Annotated in this window: 15 protein-coding genes and 1 riboswitch; of the genes, 13 read left to right on the top strand and 2 right to left on the bottom strand. The window is 46.6% G+C overall.

What is annotated here, in order from left to right; genetic code table 11:
• Positions 1–32: 32 nt before the first annotated feature.
• On the bottom strand, positions 33–1,475 hold the full coding sequence (locus ACFPXP_RS06910; protein ID WP_379893495.1) for an MBOAT family O-acyltransferase: 1,443 nt from the start codon (positions 1,473–1,475) through the stop codon (positions 33–35).
• Between the two features lie 305 nt (positions 1,476–1,780).
• Positions 1,781–1,968, top strand: a riboswitch (cyclic di-AMP (ydaO/yuaA leader).
• Positions 1,969–1,970: 2 nt separating this feature from the next.
• Between ACFPXP_RS06910 and ACFPXP_RS06905 the strand changes: the two genes are divergently transcribed.
• On the top strand, positions 1,971–2,624 hold the full coding sequence (locus ACFPXP_RS06905; protein WP_379893494.1) for a 3D domain-containing protein: 654 nt from the start codon (positions 1,971–1,973) through the stop codon (positions 2,622–2,624).
• Positions 2,625–2,734: 110 nt separating this feature from the next.
• On the opposite strand, the gene ACFPXP_RS06900 is transcribed toward ACFPXP_RS06905, so the two are convergent.
• Positions 2,735–3,532, bottom strand: a complete 798-nt coding sequence (locus ACFPXP_RS06900) for a polysaccharide deacetylase family protein (protein ID WP_379893493.1) — start codon at positions 3,530–3,532, stop codon at positions 2,735–2,737.
• 165 nt (positions 3,533–3,697) lie between these two features.
• On the opposite strand from ACFPXP_RS06900, the gene msrA reads away from it, so the two are divergent.
• The 12 genes from msrA (at position 3,698) to ACFPXP_RS06840 (ending at position 14,845) form a co-directional block, all read left to right on the top strand.
• Positions 3,698–4,678: a peptide-methionine (S)-S-oxide reductase MsrA gene (gene msrA / locus ACFPXP_RS06895; protein ID WP_379893492.1), complete on the top strand. Its 981-nt coding sequence runs from the start codon at positions 3,698–3,700 to the stop codon at positions 4,676–4,678.
• Between the two features lie 285 nt (positions 4,679–4,963).
• Entirely contained in the window at positions 4,964–5,482 is a 519-nt protein-coding gene (ectA, locus tag ACFPXP_RS06890) for a diaminobutyrate acetyltransferase (protein WP_379893491.1), read from the top strand.
• Positions 5,479–6,771: a diaminobutyrate--2-oxoglutarate transaminase gene (ectB, locus tag ACFPXP_RS06885; RefSeq protein ID WP_379893490.1), complete on the top strand. Its 1,293-nt coding sequence runs from the start codon at positions 5,479–5,481 to the stop codon at positions 6,769–6,771. The genes ectA and ectB overlap by 4 nt, the downstream gene beginning before the upstream one ends.
• Positions 6,772–6,826: 55 nt before the next feature.
• Complete coding sequence (locus ACFPXP_RS06880) at positions 6,827–7,210, top strand: ectoine synthase (RefSeq protein WP_379893489.1); 384 nt, start codon at positions 6,827–6,829, stop codon at positions 7,208–7,210.
• 76 nt (positions 7,211–7,286) lie between these two features.
• Positions 7,287–8,165 (top strand): ectoine hydroxylase, encoded by an 879-nt coding sequence (gene thpD / locus ACFPXP_RS06875; RefSeq protein WP_379893488.1) that lies wholly within the window; start codon positions 7,287–7,289, stop codon positions 8,163–8,165.
• A 413-nt stretch (positions 8,166–8,578) separates the two neighbouring features.
• Positions 8,579–10,243: a glycoside hydrolase family 13 protein gene (locus ACFPXP_RS06870; RefSeq protein ID WP_379893487.1), complete on the top strand. Its 1,665-nt coding sequence runs from the start codon at positions 8,579–8,581 to the stop codon at positions 10,241–10,243.
• A gap of 150 nt (positions 10,244–10,393) precedes the next feature.
• Positions 10,394–11,767 carry a sensor histidine kinase gene (locus ACFPXP_RS06865; RefSeq protein WP_379893486.1) on the top strand — a complete coding sequence of 458 codons (1,374 nt, stop codon included), beginning with the start codon at positions 10,394–10,396 and terminating at the stop codon, positions 11,765–11,767.
• The gene (locus tag ACFPXP_RS06860) at positions 11,764–12,384 is read left to right on the top strand and encodes a response regulator transcription factor (protein ID WP_379893485.1); all 621 of its coding nucleotides are present in this window, start codon (positions 11,764–11,766) and stop codon (positions 12,382–12,384) included. Before ACFPXP_RS06865 ends, ACFPXP_RS06860 begins: the two co-directional genes overlap by 4 nt.
• Positions 12,385–12,496: 112 nt before the next feature.
• Positions 12,497–12,910 (top strand): thiol-disulfide oxidoreductase DCC family protein, encoded by a 414-nt coding sequence (locus ACFPXP_RS06855; protein WP_379893484.1) that lies wholly within the window; start codon positions 12,497–12,499, stop codon positions 12,908–12,910.
• Positions 12,911–12,929: 19 nt separating this feature from the next.
• Positions 12,930–13,841 carry a DoxX-like family protein gene (locus ACFPXP_RS06850; RefSeq protein WP_379893483.1) on the top strand — a complete coding sequence of 304 codons (912 nt, stop codon included), beginning with the start codon at positions 12,930–12,932 and terminating at the stop codon, positions 13,839–13,841.
• 17 nt (positions 13,842–13,858) lie between these two features.
• Complete coding sequence (locus ACFPXP_RS06845; protein ID WP_379893482.1) at positions 13,859–14,536, top strand: DUF4166 domain-containing protein; 678 nt, start codon at positions 13,859–13,861, stop codon at positions 14,534–14,536.
• Positions 14,537–14,566: 30 nt separating this feature from the next.
• The gene (locus ACFPXP_RS06840; protein WP_379893481.1) at positions 14,567–14,845 is read left to right on the top strand and encodes a DUF1294 domain-containing protein; all 279 of its coding nucleotides are present in this window, start codon (positions 14,567–14,569) and stop codon (positions 14,843–14,845) included.
• Positions 14,846–14,849 lie beyond the last annotated feature (4 nt).

Here is a 14,849-nt window from a genome sequence, read left to right as displayed (position 1 = left end):
TCTGATCCTCCTTAACATGCTTGCTTAAGGCACTAGAAGTTGAAATATAGGAATTCACTGATTTGATTAAAATGAACCAACGACACGACAAAGATAACGGCCGTCATGGCGGCAATCCACCAGGTTGGCTTGAAATTGTCCCGCATTTGGTTCGTATTCTTCATGAAGACAGATACAAGGAAGAAGAAGGCGATTAACGCGAACTGCCAAGAAGGCGTCGTGCTGATCGCAAGTCCCCAATTTTGAATAAACGGTACCAGATTCAGCGTTCCCGGTATGTCGAAGCCATGGAAGCCAAACATTCCTTTTAATACCTTCATCGCCTCGGAAAGACTAGTCGCACGGAAGAAAATCCAAGCGATATTGACAAAGTTGAAAGTCAGGAACCACGCCAAATACTTGTTCATTTTTAGTCCAAACTTCTTCGACCAAATCCGGTGAACGACGAGCGCTCCTCCATGCAGCGCACCCCAGTACAGGAAAGTCCAGCCTGCGCCATGCCAGATGCCGCCGATGACGAACGTGATGAACAAATTGAAGCAGGTGATGATAAAGCCTTTTCGGTTGCCACCAAGCGGTATGTAGATATAGTTTCTAAGAAAACGGCCTAAGGTGATATGCCACCTTCTCCAAAATTCTTGGATGTTCAGAGATTTATATGGAGAATCAAAGTTGATCGGCAGATGGACGTTGAACATGAGCGCTGCTCCGATCGCCATGTCCGAATACCCGCTGAAGTCGAAGTACAGCTGCAGCGTATAGGCCAGCGATGTAGCCCATGCGTCAAAGAACGTCAGAGTGTCTGCCGTATCGAAGCCCGCGGTGGCGATGGGTGCGAATGTATCAGCGATGATGACTTTCTTCGCTAACCCCATGACAAAAATAAAGGTCCCTAGCGTTAAATTATTGAAATTGAACGCTTTGTTTTTACGATCCGCGAACTGCGGCATCATTTCCTTGTGGTGAAGAATAGGCCCCGCAATGAGATGCGGATAGAAGGTAACGAACAGAGTGTAGTTAATGATGTTGTTTTCCTTCACATCTAAGCGGTAAGCATCCACTAAATAAGCGATTTGCGTGAACGTAAAAAAGCTGATCCCGAGTGGAAGAATCACATGCAGCAGTCCCCAGTCGGTACCTAATGCGGCATTCACATTTTCAATGAAGAAATCCGCGTATTTGTAATAGCCGAGCAGTAACACATCCCCGACGATACCCGCCGTTAGCAGCAGCTTGCGGCCAAGCTTGGCAGAAGGGTTGATTCGGGCAAGCAGACTTCCTACCGCAAAGTTGAATAGGATGGAGCCCAACAATAAGGGCAAATAGCGAATGTCCCAGTAGCTGTAAAAAAATAAAGAACTGGCAGCCAGCCAGGCCTTCGACAGAAAGACTTGTCCCAAGCGACCCAAAATAAAATAGACCGCAACGGTTATGGGCAAAAACACCAAAATGAATTCGTACGTGTTAAAAAGCATGAAATTCGCCCTTTCATCATTTCAAAATAAAAGTAAATATCGACATAAAATCCAATTCATTTTACCAAATGCACTGACACCACTCAACAAATATTTTAGGTTTGTTTCATTGAACAAGACGATCTAGAGGCTCAATTGGTTGCAGTTGTTGATGATTTGATAGAACTGGGAATGGGAGGTGGAAAATACCAATATTTATGGGCTTCTAAAAGACTTCTTTTCATGATAATTTCAATACAGCCAAAACTTCTTGTTTACCGGGCCCAGGCTGAATGCTCGGTTGTCGTTTTTATGGATGCCGTTCATCATGGCGCGGTCTTAAGGTCGACAAAAGAAGTACGGGGGACTCCTGCGAAGCTGCGCATTCGCTTGGGGTGAATCGTCATTGGTCCTTTTACGGAGTACATAGTTTAAATCCGTAACAAGGTCCATGCGTAGGGAAAACTCCTTCCCGAATCCGACAACTAACCTCGTAGGCACTAGAGGAGGAAAACAATGAATTTGAAAAAAACAGCGGTAAGATTTTTGACCGCAGGAGTGCTGTTTTCGGCACTTACGGTGAACACGGCGTTCGCCTCCAATCTTGCTCCCTATACCATTCGGGAAAACGGTGAAACGTTTTGGTCGATTTCCAAAAAGTTCAACGTTCCTCTGCAAACGGTTCTAGATGCGAATTCTCATTTGAACCCGTTCAACATTTACAAAGGAATCAAGACGAACATTCCAATGGTTCCTGGCTTTACTTCAGAACGCTATTCCATTCCGGCAGCCGGATCAACATTCAAAATTCAAAACAGTCCGACTTTACAGGCAAACGCATCTTTGCAAAATGCAAAGAAGCTCTCACTGACAGCAACAGCTTATACCGCATCCATTGAGGAAAATAAATGGGGCGCGATCGATTATTACGGTAATCCTTTAAAGCTGGGGACCGTTGCTGTAGATCCGAAGATGATCCCTATGGGATCCAAGCTTTATATTACAGGTTACGATTTTGACGGATTGCCTGAAGGCGGGTTTTATGCAGAAGCAACGGATATGGGCGGTTCGATTAAGGACAATCGGATCGATATTTTTGTGCCGGTTTCCCGTACAAAAGCATTAACCTTTGGCATGCAAGATGTGACCGTTTATATTTTGCCGGAATAATTGGATAACGTCATGAATGGGTATGGGAGCATGAACAGCTGAAAAAAGAACCAGACTGCACACCGTTGCGATCATAACGGAATGCGGTTCGGTTCTTTTTTCGCTGCAGGTCATCTGTGAGACAGCAGTTCGGAAATCGTAACGAATTTAAAGTCCTTGGCGAGCAGGGTGTTGATGATAACCGGGAGCGCTTCGATCGTGCCCGTAAGATCAGAGGTTACACCACCACCTGCATGCTGCAATATAATCGAGCCTGGCCTGATCTGATGAAACACGTTGGTGTATACGCTGTTTCCTGATATGCCTTTCCAATCGAGGGTGTCGACATTCCAGTTAATGATTTTAAAATGGTGATTTGCCGCCCACAGAAGCTGGCTTTCCTTGATTGAACCGTACGGAGGGCGTATATATTTTGCATGGACCTGTGTTATGTTCCATAAAATACTGTGGGTTTTTTGAATTTGTCGTTCAAATTCGGCCATCGTCAAATCGGGGAGAAATGGATGGTCATACGTATGGTTGCCGATTTCGTGTTGTTCTTCAGCGATTCGTTTCACGAGTCCGCGCTGTTTTTGCGCCTTCGTCCCGACGATAAAAAAAGTGGCCCTTACATTGTACTTTTTTAGGATATCCAGGATCTGCGGTGTGAATCGGATGTCCGGCGCATCGTCAAAGGTCAAAGCAATTTCCTTTCGGTTCGGGTTTCCATGAAATATAAATACATCCGGATATTTTAGCTTTAGCTTGCTCAGCACAGCTGATTCATTTTCATCATTAAAGCTGGCTTGTATGTCATCTTCTGGCTGCATCTCAGGAATGGCTGCTTGCGCAACAGATAAAGCTGGAAAGGGAACGGAAATGGCTGCAGTACATAGCATAACACCCAATAACAGCATTCGTTTCAACATGCCTATACCTCCTTACATTCTATGATTTCTCAAGGATGCCAATTCATTCATGGAAGAAATTGTGTCTTCATCTGCTTCGTCATCGAAGAGAATTCACCTTCAACTTGAATAATGAAAGGCACAGCTTTAAAATTGAACCATAGTGAACAGGAAGGAGTGATGCACATGTCACAAACTGAGACAAATCAAAATCTGGAGATCGCGACCTTTGCCGGAGGCTGTTTCTGGTGCATGGTCAAGCCGTTTGATGAACTGCCCGGTATCCATAAAGTCGTTTCTGGTTATACCGGCGGGGATAAGCCGAATCCAACATATGAAGAGGTGTGCTCGCATACGACCGGACATACAGAGGCGGTTCAAATCACATATGATCCGCTGGTTTTTCCATATGAGAAGCTGTTAGACATTTTTTGGAGGCAGATCGACCCTACAGATCCAGGCGGTCAGTTCCATGATAGAGGGGATTCTTACCGCACAGCGATTTTCTATCATACGGAGGAGCAGCGGCAGAAGGCGGAAGCTTCGAAGCAGGAGCTCGAGCAAAGCGGCAGATTCGATAAGCCGATCGTGACGTCCATCGAACCGGCGAAGCCGTTTTATCCAGCGGAAGAATATCATCAAGATTATTATCGCAAAAATGCACTGCGCTACCATCTGTATCGCAGAGGTTCGGGAAGGGACGCTTTCATCGAAAAGCATTGGACCGTGAATAAAGATCCAGAGGAATTGAAATCAAAGCTAACTGACATGCAGTACCATGTTACACAAAACAATGGAACCGAGCCCCCATTTCGCAATGAGTTTTGGGATCACCGCGAGGAAGGCATCTATGTAGACATCGTTTCCGGAGAGCCGCTCTTCAGCTCCTTGGATAAGTTTGACTCGAATTGCGGCTGGCCGAGCTTTACGAAGCCGATGTTGTCCAATCACATCGTCGATAAGCTGGATCAGAGTCACGGTATGATCCGGACCGAGGTGAGAAGCAGATACGGAGATTCCCATTTGGGACATGTGTTTGAAGACGGACCTCAGGATAGAGGCGGATTGCGTTATTGCATTAATTCCGCAGCGCTCCGGTTCATTCCAAAGGCGGAAATGGAAAAGGAAGGGTACGGCGAATATTTATCTATATTTGAATCGAAATAGATTGAAATAGATCACATGGAAGACCTGTGCAGCAGTTTGCACAGGTTTTTTTGCTCTTTAGAGTTATTGTTCATTCCAAACTTTGGAACAAATAGGGAGCATCCATGATGATTTGGGAAGCATTGGGAAGGATTTAGAGGATCGACAGGATAATGAACCCTGTGACTGTTTCATCGTATCTTACCCCAAGATACACGGGCTGAGCCCAGGTGAGCAACTAGAGGTTTCATGTTACACTAATTCATGTGTTCAGCAAATATAACAATACAAGGAGGTTTCAACTAAATGATTGGTGAAATCCAAATTCGGCAGCCTTCTGGAGCAGATGGTTCGCGGATTTGGAAGCTTGTTCGAGAAACCGGTGTACTGGATGTTAACTCGGCTTACTGCTACATGATGCTGGAAAAATACTTTTCAGATACTTGTGCAGTGGCACAATCGGGTGACGAACTTATCGGTTTCGTGTCCGCGTTTATTCCCCCCCGGCAGCCCGATACGCTGTTTATATGGCAGATCGCGGTTGATGCAAGGGCGAGGGGAGAAGGTATTGGCACCACATTGATCGAGCATCTATTGGAACGCCCGACCTCAAGTGAGGTTCGTTACCTAGAGGCGACGATCTCCCCATCAAATTCCCCTTCTATAGGCTTATTTCAACGATTCAGCAGGCAATGGAAAGCTTCTATCACGACTTCCGATGGCTTTCTCGAGGATGATTTTCCGAATGGAAATCACGAAGAAGAAACCTTATACCGAATTGGTCCCTTCCAATACCAAACCGATCGAAAGGAGATTTTGGCATGAGCATCCAAATTGCGGAGCAACCAAAAATCACGATGGACGTGTTTGAACAATGGGAATCGGAGGTGAGAAGCTATTGCCGCAGCTTTCCTACGGTGTTCAGCAGAGCAAAGAACGCGCGCATGTGGGATACGGCTGGAAACGAATATATCGATTTCTTCGCTGGAGCCGGGTCGTTAAATTACGGTCATAACAACGACAAAATCAAGCAAAAGCTTGTTGAATATATTTTGGAAGATGGAGTAACGCACAGCTTGGATATGGCTACCGTAGCCAAGGGCCGGCTGCTGGAAAGCTTCGTGCATCACATCCTGAAGCCGAGAAATATGAATTATAAAGTAATGTTTCCAGGACCTACTGGAACGAACTCTGTGGAGAGCGCATTAAAGCTTGCACGTAAGATAACCGGAAGAGAAACCGTGATCAGTTTTACGAATGGTTTCCACGGAATGACGCTAGGATCGCTAGCCGTCACGGGCAATAAGTTCAAGCGTCAAGGTGCGGGCGTACCGCTTCATCATACGGTGTCGATGCCTTTTTGCAAATATCACGGGGATGAGGCAGATACCATTGCCTACATAGAGAAGTATTTGGAAGACAGCGGAAGCGGGCTATCTCTTCCGGCAGCGATGATCATTGAGACGGTGCAGGGTGAAGGCGGCGTTAATGTAGCAAGCGATAGTTGGCTTCGAAAGCTGTCTGAGTTGTGCAAGCGCTTTGAAATCTTATTGATCGTGGATGATATTCAGGTCGGATGCGGAAGAACCGGTACGTTCTTCAGTTTTGAGAAGGCGGGTATTGAACCGGACATTATTTGTCTATCCAAATCGATAGGCGGGTATGGATTGCCGCTCGCGCTGACGCTCTTTAAGCCCGAACTGGATATATGGGAGCCGGGAGAGCATAACGGAACATTCCGAGGCAACAATTTAGGTTTCGTCGCAGCAACCGAAGCAATCAATTACTGGAAAGACTCCGAATTCGAGCAGTCGATTCAGCACAAGGGCCAATGGATTGAAGAGACGATGCAGCAAATCAAAGATGCTTATCCGCAGATTGAAATGGAAGTGCGAGGGCGCGGTATGATGCGCGGAATTGCCTTCACAGAAGCGGAGTGGGCAGAGAAGCTGTGCCGTACTTGCTTTGAAAATGGCTTAATTATGGAAACCGCAGGAACAGACAGCGAGGTGGCCAAAGTAATGCCGGCGCTCACTATTGAGGCGGAGCTTCTCCAAAATGGTCTGAATATTCTGAAAGATTGCGCCCGTCAGCTTTTCACGAAAGCTCAATGATGGAAGTGTATCTGTAGATCAATATTTCGCTATATTCATATAAGAGGTGATTGCCGTGATCGTAAGAAGCTTAGAAAATGTACTCGGTACAGAACGGGATGTACAGGCAGAAACGTGGAGCAGCAGAAGATTGCTGTTAAAAAATGACGGGATGGGCTTTTCGTTACATGATACCGTCCTTCATGAGGGCACCGTGACTCGTATGTGGTATAAGAACCATGTCGAAGCAGTTTACTGCATCGAAGGAGAAGCAGTTTTGGAGGATTTGACGAACAACAAGACCTATACAATCAAAGCTGGAGACATGTATGCGCTAAGCGGGAATGAACAGCACATTTTGACTGTCAAACAACGTTTCCGCTGTGTATGCGTGTTTAACCCACCTTGTACAGGTAGAGAAGTACATGATGAAGAAGGGGCCTACCCGATCCTAGATTGATTTGCGATCAGATAAATGAACAGCAGCACGAGTGTTATTCACTTTTTCAATACATTTGACTAGGAGGAGATGCAAAATGAGTATCACCAAAATGACGGATGTGTACCCAACTCGAACCGGAACAGAAGTGAAGATCATTCAGCGTCAAGACCCTGTCGTTTATGGAAAGGATAAGAAAGGTCCGCTTTCTGTTGAGCAGCTGGATTTCTTCGAAAAGAACGGATATTTGTTTCTAGAAAATTACTTTACTCCGCAAGAGGTGGAGGAGCTGCAGCAGGAGATGAATCGGATGCTGGAAGCCAATAGGGGCTCGTCTGCTTCCGAGGTGATTCTGGAACCAGACGGGGATGATGTTCGTTCGATCTTCGCCGTCCATCAAAGCAGCAGTGTATTCGAAGCGCTGTACAAAAAGCCGAAGCTGAATGAAGCGGCAAGGCAAATTCTCGGCAGCGAGGTATATATTCATCAATCGCGAATCAACTTTAAGCCGGGCTTTGCGGGAAAGGAATTTTACTGGCATTCCGATTTTGAAACGTGGCATGCGGAAGACGGCATGCCGAGAATGCGCGCTTTTAGCTGTTCCATTGCGCTGACGGACAATTACCCGTTCAACGGACCGCTCATGGTGATGCCAGGGTCGCATCAAAAGTTCGTATCGTGCATTGGCGAGACGCCGGATGACCACTATAAGCATTCACTCCGCAAGCAGGAATATGGTGTGCCTGATCATGACAGCTTGACGATGTTGGCTGAGCAATACGGGATTGAAACACCGGTAGGCAAAGCTGGATCTATATTGCTATTCGACTGCAACATCATGCACGGCTCAAACAGCAACATTAGTCCGTATCCGCGCAGCAACATCTTCATGGTGTTCAACAGTGTCGAGAATAAGCTGACCGATCCATTCGCCGCAGCTAAGCCGAGACCTGAATTTATTGCTCACCGCAGCTAATATAAAGACCATCTTCCTAAGAGGAACAAGGGGGATGGTCTTTTTTCTTCAATGGAATGCTATACGTTTGCATCAATTTCTTAAATCATCATGGCTGCAAAGGAGAACATGTGAATTTTTGGTGTATGAATGCATCTTCCAACCGGTTTGCGAGCGGCTTCAATGGTTTCGGACAAAGGTGCAATTCAGCTAGTTATTGCTGCATCACTGATTTAATCTAGTGATTTCTGCAATTGATAAGATCATTCCTCTGCGCTGATCGGAAAGTCGTGCAACTTTGCGTCTTTTCTATATAAGCTAGCATATCACTTTACGATTTTAATGTTTTGTGCATTCGTTTGCATTTTTTCATTTATATCGTAAAATTGAAGGGAGAATACTGTTCTAGAATACAAAATGAGGAGTCAACACGCATGAAAAAATGGTGGAAAGAAGCCGTTGCTTATCAAATTTATCCGCGGTCATTTATGGATAGCAACGGAGACGGTATTGGAGATCTGCAGGGGGTCGTTTCCAAACTGGATTATTTAAAGGAATTAGGCATTGATGTCATTTGGATCTGCCCGATGTATAAATCGCCGAATGATGATAATGGATATGATATTTCGGATTATCAAGATATTATGGACGAGTTTGGTACAATGCGTGATTTCGATCAGCTGCTTGATGAGACGCATCGCCGAGGAATGAAGCTCATTTTGGATTTGGTCATCAATCATACCTCGGATGAACATCCGTGGTTCATTGAATCCCGTTCAAGCAAGAACAGTCCGAAACGCGACTATTACATATGGTCCGACGGCAAGGATGGTCGCGAACCGAACAACTGGGAAAGTATATTCGGCGGTTCGGTCTGGGAATTCGACGATAAGACCGAACAATACTTTATGCACATTTTCTCAAGAAAGCAGCCTGATCTGAACTGGGAGAATCCGAAGGTTCGCCAAGATTTATACGCGATGGTCAACTGGTGGCTGGATAAAGGGATTGACGGTTTTCGTGTGGATGCGATTTCGCATATTAAGAAGGTGCCGGGCTTTCCGGACATGCCGAATCCGAACAACCTGCGCTACGTGCCTTCGTACGAAGGTCATATGAACCGTGAGGGGATTCATGAATTTCTGGATGAGCTGAAGAGGGAAACGTTCGCCAAGTACGACATTATGACCGTTGGGGAAGCAAACGGCGTCAGTGCAGAAGGTGCTGAACGCTGGGTGAGTGAGGAGAAAGGCGCCTTTGATATGATCTTCCAATTCGAGCATCTGGGATTGTGGAAGATGGAAGCAGAAGGCGGATTGGATTTGCAGGAGCTGAAACAGACGTTAACCCGTTGGCAGAAAGGACTGGAAGGCATGGGCTGGAACGCGTTATTCCTTGAGAACCATGACCAGCCGCGTTCTGTCTCGGTATGGGGGAACGACGGAGCGTATTGGGACGCTTCGGCAAAGGCGCTTGCAACGATGTATTTCTTAATGCAGGGGACGCCGTTCATTTACCAAGGCCAAGAAATCGGGATGACCAATGTAGCATTCGAATCCATTGAAGATTATAACGATGTAGCGATCAAAAACATGTACCGTAATGAAATCGAGAACGGCAAAACTCATGAAGAGATTATGCGCGTGATTTGGAAGTCGGGACGCGACAATTCAAGAACTCCGATGCAGTGGGATGCTTCAGCGAATGCCGGCTTCACGACAGGCAAGCCTTGGCTTAAGGTTAATCCCAACTATAAACAAATCAACGTCGAGGAAGCGAAGAATCATCCGGATTCGATTTATCATTATTATAAAAAGCTGATCGAGCTTCGCAAACAAAATGAAATCGCCGTTTATGGCACATACGACCTCATTGTACCGGAACACGAGCAGGTCTATGCATATACGCGTACGCTTGGCGATGAAAAATGGGTTATCGTTTGTAATTTATTTGCGAAAGAAGCTTCATTCAAGCTTCCTGATGAGATTGCCTATTCTAAAGCAGAGCTGCTGATTTCGAATCGACCTGTCACAACAGATGACAGTATTCGGGAGTTAAAGCTTGCTCCGTACGAATCAAGAGTTTATCGTTTGGTCTAATCCAAGACGCACCATTCACCCTTCACCTTCAAGCTGTGAAGGGTGATTTTTTTTATATTTGCGAATGAAATGAATGGCTTTCAAAAACACATATAGCATCGTATGATAAGATTAAGAAATGAGTGTAGTGATCGTAAAGGCGGATAGACAATGAACATGATGCTGTTGTATTCCTTCGTATTGACTGCGGCTGCAGGAGTGCTGTTCTTTGCAAACAGAAAAGGTGAAGTGAATCGTTGGGGAGCTTTATTTTTCGTTTGTGCTTCCTTAGGCGGGTTCGCAGAGGAATTCAAGTCGGCATTCCTTCTTGAACATCAGGGTGAGAGCGGCTGGGTTGCTGCAGCTATTTATGCCGTCCTTTATATTTCGAATCTGGTCGTGACGCCGTATTTCGCACTTTGGTTTGGTTTTTCATATGCAGGGAAGGTAGATCTGAGGAAGCGTTCATGGTGGAAATGGGTGACAATGCTTCCGATCGTCAGCATGGTGTGCTTTACGGACTATTCCCAAACCGAACCGTCTGTGCCCGCAGCAGCTTTATGTGTGGTCGCCATCTTCTATTATTTGGGGTCTGCATGGATGTTTTTGTATGCTGCCATCAGTGAAAGGCAGTCCCGTTTCTTTACCAATCGAATGTTCACCGCGCTGGCTGTCGCTCCGACCTTGCTGGCCGTTGTCCTATTCATCTATATGATTCCTTTGTTTCAGCCCGACTTCAGCTTTTTTCCTTATGTGGGTTGGTTTATCGCATATTCATTTGCTTTAGGCACAAGCTTCTCCGTGTACCAAGGCATGCTCGGCGTACGCATCCGGGTCGAAGCGAACCCGCTGGAAAGCTCTGTAAGAGCGGCTCACACGGGTGCCGCTTTTCTCAACCATTCTATAAAAAACGATATCGGCAAAATACGTCTTGCTGCGGAAAATTTGAAAAGATTAGGACCCCTAAACGAAAGTCAGCTGGAACAGCTGAAGCTGCTTCAGCGTTCCTCGAATCATCTTCTGGAAATGAGCCAGAGAATTCTTCAACAGCTGCGCGAGATGGAGTGGGAGGAGCAGTTTGTTCATGTGAAACCGCTGATGCAGCAGGTTTTATCGCAATCGAAGATGAATTCCAAGGCGGATGGGATTGAGATTCATCTTGAAATGGACGAGCAGCTAGCCGTCTTCGCTGATCCCGTCCATTTCGCCGAGGTGTTGACCAATCTGATCAGTAATGCGCTCGAAGCTATGAATCATCGCGGTACTCTTCGTATTCGAATGAAGAAAACACGAAGAAAGCTGCTGCTTCTCATCGAGGATACGGGTCCAGGCATGACGAGAAAAGAGCTGGATCGCATATTTGAGCCCTATTATTCTACGAAATCGAGCCAATCGAACTATGGATTAGGGTTGACCTACTGCTATCAGGTGCTGCGTAAAGCGGGCATTGGCTTTGAAATTGGCAGTGTTCCTCAGAAAGGAACAACGGTAACGCTGCTGTTTCCGAACAAAAAAGTAGTTTCCTTACAGGAGGGTCCGACATGAAGGATTTCATTAAAATACTGCTTGTTGAAGATGACCCTGATTGGATCCAGGCAATTCAAGGATATCTTCAGCAGGAGCCGGATTTTATGCTCGCGGGTGCGGCTTCGAATCGTGCTGAGGCACTTGCACTAGCAGATGCACTGGAGATCGATGTCGTGCTGATGGATATTCAGCTTGCAGAAGGGGAGCTGTCCGGGATCGAGGTAGCTGCTGAAATATTACAACGAAAGTCAGTGAAAGTGATCATGCTTACCTCTGTAAGCAGCGAGGACATGATCCGTAAAGCGTTTACGGCGGGGGCGGTGCAGTACGTATTGAAAAATGACTTCGATCAGCTTCCGCATTTGATCAGGCTAGTTCATCGACAGCCGCTGGCAATGGACGTATTGCTGAAGGAATTTTCCAGGTTGAAGAGAGAAGAACAGTTGAATCCGCTCACTCCGGCTGAACGGGAAGTATTCGAGATGATGGAGCAGGGACTGACGGTTCCCGAGATGGAGAAAAAGCTGGTGAAGTCCGAAAGCACACTGAAAAACCAAATCAACCGCATTTTGAAAAAGCTGAACGCAAGCTCACGCAAAGAGGCGGTCGATAAAGTGAACCGAAAGGGCCTATAAACTGTAGGCCCTTTATCTGTTGAAGTCTATAAAAGTTAGAACTGCTTTGAAAGTGAAGTACCGTATATACTGTTAGTATGAAGGCAACGAGAAGAAAGGAAGCCGGTTGAACATGGAGAAGAAAGGCATGCCGAAGCATCTGCTGCTGTATGACGGAGAATGCGGGTTATGCAGCCGAACCGTACAATTTGTGCTGAAGAAGGACCGCAAGGAGATGTTTTATTTCGCTCCTTTGCAATCACAGCTTGGCAGACAGATAGCCGAAAGGTGCGGTCTGGATGCAGAGCAGCTCAGCACCTTCATTTATATTCGAGAAGGCCTTGGTTTGACGAAGTCAGCGGCTGCGCTGCACGTGCTGAAATCGCTGGGGATGCCGTGGTCCGCGGGTTTTATGTTCATTATCTTGCCTAAGCGATTTCGGGATGCATGTTATGATGTTATCGCAAAACGCCGTCATCGCTGGTTTCCATGGAACGAGCAGTGCCTTATCATCGATCGGCATCACCGTCACCGATTTTTATCATGAGGAGGGGAGGGAATCTGCAATGGGAAAACGTACATCAAAACCAATATATGTGGAGATAGACATCGACTCCGATATGGATACGATATGGAACAGAACGCAACATCCCGAAGAGCATGTACGATGGGATCTGCGTTTCTCGGAGATACATTATTTACCCCGTGAGGAAGGAATGCTTCAGTCTTTTCTGTACAGGACACGAATCGGCTTCGGTTTGAACATCAGCGGGACAGGGGAGACGTCCGGCAGTCATATGAGGGATTCCGGGGAACGAACGTCCACTTTGAAGTTTGGGTCTGAACAGGCAATTTCGCTGATTCGGAAGGGAGGAGGATACTGGAGATACATTCCGATAGATAGGGGCATCCGATTTATGACCTTGTACGATTATGATACCCGGTTTGGATGGTTTGGAAGAATAATTGACCGGCTGCTGTTTCGACCTCTGATGGGTTGGGGGACGGCGTGGAGTTTTGATCGGCTGAAGCTTTGGATCGAAGAAGGCATCCCGCCGGAGAGGTCCTTCCGTCACACGGCGGTTTACGTCACCGCTGTCGCCTTTCTTGCTTTACTGTGGCTGGTGCAGGGCATCGTTCCTAAACTGTGGTTTCCGGAGGAAGGGGAAATTCAGCTGCTAAGACAAGCGCTGCCTTTGCTCCAAAATGCGGAGATGCTGCTTCCGCTCCTTGCTGTGCTGGAGATTGGGATAGCCGCGAGTCTACTCTTTGCTAGGAAGCACTCGGCCATTTACGCGGTTCATATCGTCCTGTTGCTATTACTCGGAGCAGGATCGGTGTGGAATGCTCCAAGGCTGATACTTAGTCCTCTGAATCCGATGCTTCTTCCACTTGCGATGATCGGCTTAACGATGATTGCATATTGGACGGGGAAAGATATCCCGTCTGCGGCACGTTGTAAAAGAAATAAATCATAAAACAAGGGGTTAATCGTATGGTATCGATTTATCAAATCGCGCTTGGAGATCAATTTGGCCGGCTCCATCCGAAAATTCAGGAGCGCTTCGGCATATCCAGCTCTGATCGGAAAGCATCCGTTGGGGTCGGAACGATGCATCGCATCTCGTATGCGAGATGGGCAGCCCTTCCGCTGTATGTTGGGACGAAGAGACACATGATGTTCCCAAACGGAGGCAGGAATATTCCTTTTTCAATCGAAAATTATCCTTATCGTGATCCGTTCGGTAGAGAGACGGTAACGTGGATTCGTACGTTCAAATTTCCGCGAACATTGCGCCGATTTGACGCAACCATGATTTATAGTCAGGAGAGAAGTCGGATTGTCGATTACTTGGGAACGCATCAGCATCTGGCTGTCGATCTGGAATTGTCGGCTGCGCCGAATGGAGGGATACGCATCCGTTCAGGGGAACAGCGCTTCTATGAGGGATGGCTGCAGTTTCGCTTTCCTTACCGATTGACGGGAATCGCTGAGGTGTGTGAATGGTACGATGATGAAGCGGAGAAATATCGCATTACCGTTCAGGTGAATCATCGAACGTTAGGAACGATATTTGCCTATGAAGGAGAATTCGAAGCCGTAACGATTGAAGTTCTGAATGGACATGTTCCTCCTGGAGCACTGCCCTTAAGATCGGAGAGAAGGGAATAAGGTTCCTAGCGTACGATACAAAAAAAGGAAGTGAACATCATTCAAATACTCATTATTTACTACTCTGCAATGAATTTGATCGGGCTGTGGCTGATGAAGAGCGATAAAGTGAGGGCGGTGCGAAAGCAGCGGCGTATTCCTGAAAAGCGCCTTTTCACAATTGCTGCATTAGGCGGAGCCGCAGGCTGCTGGCTTGGTATGCGCATGTTTCGCCACAAAACGAAGCACCGCTCCTTCATTATCGGTATTCCTCTGCTTGTACTCATCAACGTTCTATGTATATATGGCCTGTATACATGGGTGCTTTAACACG

This window comes from Marinicrinis lubricantis (genome assembly GCF_042658665.1).
Lineage (GTDB): Bacteria > Bacillota > Bacilli > Paenibacillales > KCTC-33676 > Marinicrinis > Marinicrinis lubricantis.
Note: the sequence above shows the minus strand (reverse complement) of the source record. Positions and strands in the feature narration are given on the sequence as shown.

Excerpts from the sequence above, each read along its gene's own strand:
- ACFPXP_RS06860 (WP_379893485.1), top strand. The coding sequence starts at position 11,764 with ATGAAGGATTTCATTAAAATACTGCTTGTTGAAGATGACCCTGATTGG.
- ACFPXP_RS06865 (WP_379893486.1), top strand. The coding sequence starts at position 10,394 with ATGAACATGATGCTGTTGTATTCCTTCGTATTGACTGCGGCTGCAGGA.
- ACFPXP_RS06870 (WP_379893487.1), top strand. The coding sequence starts at position 8,579 with ATGAAAAAATGGTGGAAAGAAGCCGTTGCTTATCAAATTTATCCGCGG.
- ectA (WP_379893491.1), top strand. The coding sequence starts at position 4,964 with ATGATTGGTGAAATCCAAATTCGGCAGCCTTCTGGAGCAGATGGTTCG.
- ACFPXP_RS06910 (WP_379893495.1), bottom strand. The coding sequence starts at position 1,475 with ATGCTTTTTAACACGTACGAATTCATTTTGGTGTTTTTGCCCATAACC.
- thpD (WP_379893488.1), top strand. The coding sequence starts at position 7,287 with ATGAGTATCACCAAAATGACGGATGTGTACCCAACTCGAACCGGAACA.
- msrA (WP_379893492.1), top strand. The coding sequence starts at position 3,698 with ATGTCACAAACTGAGACAAATCAAAATCTGGAGATCGCGACCTTTGCC.
- ACFPXP_RS06850 (WP_379893483.1), top strand. The coding sequence starts at position 12,930 with ATGGGAAAACGTACATCAAAACCAATATATGTGGAGATAGACATCGAC.
- ACFPXP_RS06900 (WP_379893493.1), bottom strand. The coding sequence starts at position 3,532 with ATGTTGAAACGAATGCTGTTATTGGGTGTTATGCTATGTACTGCAGCC.
- ectB (WP_379893490.1), top strand. The coding sequence starts at position 5,479 with ATGAGCATCCAAATTGCGGAGCAACCAAAAATCACGATGGACGTGTTT.
- ACFPXP_RS06905 (WP_379893494.1), top strand. The coding sequence starts at position 1,971 with ATGAATTTGAAAAAAACAGCGGTAAGATTTTTGACCGCAGGAGTGCTG.
- ACFPXP_RS06845 (WP_379893482.1), top strand. The coding sequence starts at position 13,859 with ATGGTATCGATTTATCAAATCGCGCTTGGAGATCAATTTGGCCGGCTC.
- ACFPXP_RS06855 (WP_379893484.1), top strand. The coding sequence starts at position 12,497 with ATGGAGAAGAAAGGCATGCCGAAGCATCTGCTGCTGTATGACGGAGAA.